The following is a 7,980-nucleotide window of genomic DNA, read 5'->3' as shown; positions in this document are numbered from 1 at the left end:
CCCGCACCAGGTATTTGCCAGAAGGCAGCCCTTGCGCATTAAAGGAAAACGGATGCGTCGTTTGTCCCGCCAAACGGCCTTGGTGCAGCAGCGTCACTTGACGACCTTGCACATCATAAACCCGAATCTGCACGTTTTGCGTCTGCCCAATGGCAAGCGTAAAATTCGTACTGGGGTTAAAGGGATTCGGGTACGCTTCTGAAAGCGCGAAGGCTTCTAACAGTTCTACAAAAGCGGAAATCGGGCTGCCATAGCGCACACTCCCGTCACGGTCGTATTGGGCAATGCGGAAGGTGTGTGCTCCATAGGGTAAGTTGGGTACCTGGAAGGTGTAGTGCTGCGCTTGCGTGGTTGTGCCTGCGCCGCGCACTTCGCCTACGTTCTTCCAACCTTGGGGCGTTTGCTGTTCGATGACAAAGCGGTCGTTGTTGGTTTCGCTTGCTGTTTCCCATTTCAGCGTAGCGGTTTGGGCTTGCACGGTAGCATTTGCCGAAACCAGCGAGATGGGCAACGCGGCTAAGGTGCTGCCCAAAATTACGCCACTCGTACCTACAACAATCGCTTCTGTGGAGGCTGCTGTTTTATAGGCATTTTTACTATTGAGCGAACCTTGTAAGTCTATCCCATTTAAAGCAGTTACTACTGGGGAATTGACCGCCGCCCAAGCGGTGCCATTGTACTTCCAAATCGCGCCACTATTTCCAACGGCAACACATTGGCTGCTGCTTGCACAACTAATGCTTCGCATTATAATCGACGTAGAAGGTGTGTTTTCGGCTGTCCAAGCGGTGCCATCGTACTTCCAAATTGAGCCAGAACCTCCAACAGCAAAGCAAAGACTGCTGCTTACACAATTAATGCCCACCATTCCAGTCGACGTAGAAGGTGTGTTTTCGGCTGTCCAATTCGTGCCATCATACTTCCAAATCGTGCCACTACTTCCAACGGCAAAACAGAGATTGCTACTCACACAACTAATGCCTTGCATTATAATACCGCTATTGACTGTGGTTTGGGGAGACCAACTCGTGCCATCGTACTTCCAAAGCGTACCAGAAGCGCCAACAGCAATGCAAAAACTGCTGCTCACGCAACTAATGCCATACATAGAAGGCGAAGTAGAAGGTGTGGTTTCGGCTGTCCAAGCACTGCCATCATACTTCCAACTCGTGCCAGAACTTCCAACGGCAAAGCAGAGACTACTGCTTACACAACTAATGCCAAGAATACTTGGCGTAGTAGAAGGTGTGGTTTCGGCTGACCAATTCGTGCCATTGTATTTCCAAATCTGGCCAGACGCCCCAACGGCAAAGCAGAGGGTAGCACTTGGGCAAGAAACGCCATTTAGTTGTGGTGGTGCACTGCCGCCTAAATTTTGATAAACTGTCGACCAAACCGTGCCATTGTACTGCCAAAGCGTGCCAGAAGTCCCACTAGCAAAGCACAGACTGCTGCTCACGCAAGTGATGCCTCGCATTGTAGGTCCGGGAGAAGGTGTGATTTGGACTGCCCAAGAGCTGCTACTATACTTCCAAATCGTGCCAGAACCGCCAACGGCAAAGCAAAGACTACTGCTCACACAAGTAATGCCATACATTGTAGTTGTACTATTAGGTGTAGTTTCTGCTGCCCAACCACTGCTATTATACTTCCAAATTGTGCCAGAACCGCCAACGGCAAAGCAAAGCGTACTGCTCGCGCAAGTAATGCCATTTAGTGTAGTTGTACTATTAGGTGTAGTTTCGGCTGTCCAAGCTGTGCCATCGTACTTCCAAATCTGGCCATTTGCCGCAGCGGTAAAACAAAGCGTACTGTTCACGCAAGTAATGCCATATATTGAAAGTGAACCAACAGGCTTATTGGTTTCTGGTGTCCAAGTACTGCCATCGTACTTCCAAATCGTGCCAGTATCCCCAACGGCAAAGCACAGGCTACTGCTCACGCAAGTAATGCCTCGCATTGCAGTCGCAGCAGGTGTGGATTCTGTTGTCCAAGACGTGCCATTGTATTTCCAAACCGCGCCAGAAACGCCAGCGGCAAAGCAAAGACTACTGCTCACGCAAGTAATAGCATTTATCGCAGTTGCAGAAGGCACGGTGGCTAAAGTCCAATTTGTGCCATCATATTCTAAAATGTTACCCGAAGCGCCAACAGCAAAACACTTTGTACTGCTTACACACGTTATGCCACTTAAGGATTGGCTTGTGGGGGTGGGGTTATGAAATTGGAACTGCGCCATTGCGCCGGGGCTTGCCACAAGGGCAAGGATAAAGACAAACGGGGTAAGGAGTTTTTTCATGTTTGTTTTGATGATGAATTAATGAGTTTGAAGACGTTGCATGTACAGACGTTGCCTGTAGAGACAAGGCATGAAACGACTCTACACGCATGACCATGCACAACCAACCATTCGGAGGGTTCTGTTGTAATGTGGTAGCAGATTTTTTGGTGGGTGGTAGGAAAACTAAATGTATTTTAGCTCTCTATAAAAATACAACTTCCAAACAGCGATTGAATATCAATATCGTACACATTTATTAAGAAACTATAAAGTCAAATAATAGATAAGGGTTATTGAATAATTACTGGCCACTAACCCCCAAGAACAAACCATCCAACAATCATGGTATCACTGGCAAGTTGGCTCTTTTCCAGCGCTGGAATCCACCCTGAACACTCATAACCTGGCCATACCCCCATGCCATTGCTTGCCGGGCAACAGACCCTGCCCTTGAGCCTGTTTGACAAATCAACATAATGGGGGTCTGAGTATTGACAGGAAGTCGTTTTAGCGAAAACTCGCGCTGAGGCAATGGCCTTGCTCCATAGCACGTTCCGTGTGTCTTTCGATCAAAGTCTTCACGGATGTCTATGAGCAATGTGCCATCTTTCAGCAGTTCAAATGCATCATGAACCGATACTTCTTTTACCCTAAAAACGGTTAATTTGATGTTTTCGGTTTTTTTTACTGGCTCTTTTGTTTTCAACCAATCAAAAATAGACATAAAAAGATTGGGGATTAAAAGTGATAAGACCATAGCCAAATGTATGGCCGAAACCTACTTGGCATTTAAATAAAGGCTAATGCGGGTGAATGACCTGACAGACCTCTATCCACGTTTTTGAAACTCAGTAGGCGTTATACCATAGTGTTCCCTAAAGCACTTGGTATAATAGGCCACACTACTAAAGCCCACGTACAGAGCAATTTGCGTGATGGCGAGGGATTTTTGTCTTAGTAGTTGGGCGCTTCTTTCTAAACGAGCAATGCGGATGTAATTATTAGGCGTAGTACCAAATGCCATACGAAATTTCAGAAAGAAGAAGGTACGTCCCATCCCCATCTCACGCATAAGGGCATTTAGGGAAAAATTAGTGTTGTTCAAGTTTTGCTGGATGGCTTGCTCCACCCGTACCCTGAAAGCAGTCTTAGATTCGACACGCATACCAGTATTCGTTGGGGTTATCGAGTATGGTTAAAACTATCGAATTTCAGAATTTGGGGGTTATCACAATCGTCCGGTTCATTATAAAAATTGTCCGGAAACCTTTGAAACACCAAGACCACAAGCCATATACAGCATAAAAAAGGTTCAGCTTTCAAGAAGCCAACCCCTTGTCATTACAAGAGAAGTAGGAACTTAATATGCCAATTCTAAATTTCTTTGAACGCGCGTTTCTCTCCCTACCGCGTGATCTGCCCAGACACCACGATGGATGAAATTAATCCGCCAAAAACGCACTCGGCGGTTTGCCATATTTTTCGCGGAAGGTCTTGGTAAAGTACGCGACGCTGTTAAAGCCGACTTGGTAGGCAATCTCCGAAATCGTTAAGCCTCCTTTTTGAAGGAATGCAAGCGCCGTTTCCATTCGCAACGCTCGGATATAAACGACTGGGCTTACGCCAAGCTCTTCTTTAAACTGCTGATAAAAGACAGAGCGCCCAAGATTGAGCTGCGCCACTAAATCATCTACCGTTAAGTTTGGATTGGCAAGATGTTCCAAAACATACGCACGGACTACTGTTTGGAAGGAGCTTTCGGTTGCGGTTTTTGTTTGGGGTGCGACAATCTTGCTTAAGGAATCGCGGCGCACCACTTCCAATAAATTCCGTACTTTGAGTTGTAGCGCTTCGGTATCGAAAGGCTTGAGGATATAATCCACTGCCCCCAAGGAAAGCCCATGCAGCATATCTTCTTCGGAAGCACGCGCCGTCAGAAACAAGAAAGGAATGCCTTTGGTTTCGGGGTTTTGCTGCAAGGCTTCGGTCACTTCAAAACCGTTCATCTTAGGCATCATCACATCGCACAGCACCAAATCGGGTAAGACGGATTTTGCCATCTCAAGGCCTGTTTCGCCATTCTCGGCTTCAAACACCACATATTCGGTTTCAAACATCTGCCGAATGAAGGCGCGTAAATCGGGTTGATCTTCGATGATGAGCAAGCGGGCGCGGTCTTCGTTGGGATCGGCTTGTGGTACAGCGTTTAACGAGGACAACATGGGTAAACGCGAATCAAGCGTTTCGTAAGGTGGCGTAGCAAGCACTTCGGGCGCATTTTCCATGATGGGTAACACAAGTGTAAACGTGCTGCCTTTGCCAAGTTCACTTGTTGCGCGCAAGGTGCCATCATGCAGTTTTGCCAAGTCCGCCGCCAATGCCAATCCTATGCCCGTGCCGCCACCTTGTTTGTTTCGGTCGTCTTTTGCCTGATAAAATCGCTCGAAAATATGCGGCAAATCTTGGGGTGAAATACCGAACCCTGTATCGGTTACAGCAAGCGAAAGAGTTTTATCGGGCTGAATGTGGAGTTGTACCTTGATTTCGCCGCCTGCTTCGGTAAACTTAATGGCATTATTCAATAAATTACCCAAAATCTGCTCTAAGGCGGTCATACTCGCCCAAACGGGAATAGGCGCATGGGGCACTTCGACGACCAATTTAAGCTGTTTATAATCGGCAAGACTTTGGAAGGTGCCGGTAAAGCGCTTGGCAAAAGCTGCCATGTCCAACGCCTCTTTGTTCAATTCAAAACGCCCCGCCTCAATTTTGGTCAAATCCAAAATCTGGTTAATCAGCCCTTGCAAGTTCTTGACCTGTGACTGCATTTGATAGAGGGCTTCGCTGCCTTCTGCCGAATCCAAGTGCGGACGCTCTTTCTTTAATCGCTGAATCCAAGCCAAAAGCAAAGTAAGCGGCGTGCGAAATTCATGGCTTACATTGCCAAAGAACAGCGTTTTGGCTCGGTCTAAGGAACGCAGCTCTTCGGTTTGGCGGGCAATCACTTCGGTGCGTTCTGCCACTTTGGCTTCGAGTTCGCGGTTTTGCGCCTCGAATTGCTTGGTGCGATATTGCACTGCGTATTGAAATCCGTAGTAGCTGCCAAAACCGAGTAGCAACGCCCACAAAGAAAGCGCCCACCAACGCGCATACCAAGGCGGATAGACGTAGAAGGGAAACGCGGTTTCAGCGATGCGTCCATAGCCATCGCGCATCCGCACATGTAGCGTATAACTGCCCGAAAGATCGGCATATTGCCGTTCTGCATCGTTATTCCATGCCTGCCACTGGCTTTCTTCGCCTTCAAGTCGGGTTTGGTATTCGATGCCTGCGTCTGAACCTTCTCTATGCCCAAAATGGAAGCGCAAGGTGGAGACCTCCGTTGAAAGTGTCCATGAAGCAGGCATATTGGCTTTTGTCCCCACGTACAACGCTTCGCCTGAAACATGGTTAAAGACCGCCGACACCTCCACTGCAATCCGGGCCTGAGGTTTTTTCATGGCTTCGGGCTGAATGCGTGCCATTTTGCCAGATAAAGAACGCATCATCACCGAGCCATCGGGTAACGCAAAAAGCATATTTGCGCCATTGCGTTTATCTAAACGATACGGAAGCCCATGCCAAATATATTGCCCGTTTTCAACGGTGAAATACCCGGTTCGGTCTTCGGCGACGAGCCATAATTTGCCATCAGGAGCAGGCAATAAAGCATGAAGCGTGATCGTGGGATTGGGTTGCCAAATCTCGGTTGCGGCTTCCCAATTGTTGCGCCCAAAATGATAAACCTGAGTGCCGTCGTAGATAAATATCTTGCCGTTGTATTGAAAAATACGTTCCAAGGACATAAATTTTTGCGCGAATTCGGGAAAACGTGTGGTCGAAACGATATTTCCATTTGCATCGAATTTTAATCTGGTGAAGCGATCGGTTTTGTCCTTTCTTTCTTGTACCAACAATTCATCTTGCGATAACGCATACAAGTCATTGACCGAAAACTTGTGGGTAGCAAGCACTTTCCCTTGCTTGTCCATGATTCGCAAGCCGTTCTCATCGCCTGCCCAAACAAGGTTGGGCGCAAGACTCAATGTTGCGACAGCTTTGCAAGGAAGGTTCGGCGGAAAGGCAGTTTTTACCTCATTTTGCAGTTGCACGACTTGTCTTCCGTCACACACCCAAAGATTGTTATTTACACCAAGTGTTGCGGTAACAATTAGCCCTTTAGTGGTTGTGTAAATGGGTTTAAAAGGCAGAGTCCATGCTTCACTTAGTTTTTTACGCAGGATGTTTTCGCCTGTGATGATGTACGCATTGTCCTTATCCTGCAAGGTCTTGGTTAAACTTGAGATAGATTCGGTTTGTATTGAGGCTTCAAAATGAGAACGGACATCAATATAGCCCATGCCTTCTATGGTCGAAAACCAAATCCGATCTTGGTTATCTGCCAAGATATCGGTGGGCGGCGCATTGAGTTTTAAGTCGGTCGGACTCCATTGCTGAAGGGCTTTCCCCTCTTCATCGGTCATCACAATTTGTGCATTGTCCAAAAGAAAAACATAGCCACCCGAAGCAAGCGCACGATACATTCTGACCGCCACATTCGGGGCAAATCCTTGAATGCTAAAAGGTTTTAAACCTGAACTTGGGGAATACCGAAAAAATTGATGCGTAAAACTTTTCATCAACAAGTTTCCCTTTGCCGAACACCGAAGGTATAAGATATTGGTAACATCTCCGCCCGGTTTGGCAACGTCTAAAAGTACTTGTACGTTGCCCTTTTGGATTTTCACCAATTGGTAACTTTGATGATCTACGATGTAGAACGCATCGGGCGAATTGCAGTACGCAATGGTACCCGTTTTCCATAGATGCTCTAATTTCCCATCAACCTTGGCATGATTTTTAGCAAAAACACCCTCTGGACTCACAAAATAGACGGCATCTTTGGTGTTTTGAATATAAAAGGGTAAGATTTTTATTTGCCTCGATGTTTCAGAATTAAGGTCTATGATGTCAAACGTTCCATTGGAATTGGGCTTATACAAATTTGCCACACCTCTATTGCCAATATAAAGCCCTTGCTTAGAAGCGAAATAAGCCTGCCTTGTCCGCTCTGTCTCGATGATGCGAATCCACCGATTGCCGTCGTAACGGTAAATGGTGCGATCAATATAGCCATAGATATTTTGGTCTTCACCAAACGATAAACCCGTTACCGATTTTTCTACGCCCATCGCTTCCCAGGTCTTAAAGTAAACGGGCGAGGTATTTTGGGCAATCCCAACCAGAGGAAAGAAAAACAATAATTTTAGCACCCAAACTTTGTACATCAATAAAAGTAGTTAAGTTTACACCTCGAACTATTGACTAAATAGCGTTTATAAAATACATCCTTAGGGCCAAGTTGTTCTAAAAAAAGCGATCAACTGAAATAAAGACCTTTAAGATCAAGACGAACATCACCTATCACCCTCTGATTTAGTGCCGAACCGTTGCCTATAGGGTACCAATACCTCGAGAAAGACCATCTCATCCAAACTTGGAGTGGAACAAATAGGTTCGAAGAGTCGTTTTGGACAGGCGTAACCCAAGACCCATATGGCTGCAAAGTATCTTAATCCTTATACCGATTTCGGGTTCAAAAAACTCTTCGGCGAAGAAGCCAGCAAACCGGTCTTGATGGATTTCCTCAATGCCCTCTT

General features: G+C 46.6%; 5 protein-coding genes. 1 reads left to right on the top strand and 4 read right to left on the bottom strand.

All coding sequences use genetic code 11. The features are described 5' to 3' along the window. From JNN12_00115 to JNN12_00100, 4 genes are all read right to left on the bottom strand, one after another. Nucleotides 1-2,299: T9SS type A sorting domain-containing protein (locus JNN12_00115; protein MBL7976711.1), on the bottom strand; the 2,299-nt coding region annotated here is incomplete at its 3' end. Between the two features lie 322 nt (nt 2,300-2,621). Next, the gene (locus JNN12_00110) at nt 2,622-3,005 is read right to left on the bottom strand and encodes a hypothetical protein (protein MBL7976710.1); all 384 of its coding nucleotides are present in this window, start codon (nt 3,003-3,005) and stop codon (nt 2,622-2,624) included. Nucleotides 3,006-3,110: 105 nt separating this feature from the next. Then, nucleotides 3,111-3,446 carry a helix-turn-helix transcriptional regulator gene (locus tag JNN12_00105; GenBank protein ID MBL7976709.1) on the bottom strand — a complete coding sequence of 112 codons (336 nt, stop codon included), beginning with the start codon at nt 3,444-3,446 and terminating at the stop codon, nt 3,111-3,113. A 277-nt stretch (nt 3,447-3,723) separates the two neighbouring features. Continuing rightward, nucleotides 3,724-7,608 carry a response regulator gene (locus tag JNN12_00100; GenBank protein MBL7976708.1) on the bottom strand — a complete coding sequence of 1,295 codons (3,885 nt, stop codon included), beginning with the start codon at nt 7,606-7,608 and terminating at the stop codon, nt 3,724-3,726. Between the two features lie 268 nt (nt 7,609-7,876). Between JNN12_00100 and JNN12_00095 the strand changes: the two genes are divergently transcribed. Then, nucleotides 7,877-7,980 (top strand): PD-(D/E)XK nuclease family transposase (locus JNN12_00095; protein ID MBL7976707.1); only part of this gene is annotated, 104 nt, incomplete at its 3' end.

It is taken from the genome of Bacteroidetes Order II. bacterium, assembly GCA_016788705.1.
GTDB lineage: Bacteria > Bacteroidota > Rhodothermia > Rhodothermales > UBA2364 > UBA2364.
Note: the sequence above shows the minus strand (reverse complement) of the source record. Positions and strands in the feature narration are given on the sequence as shown.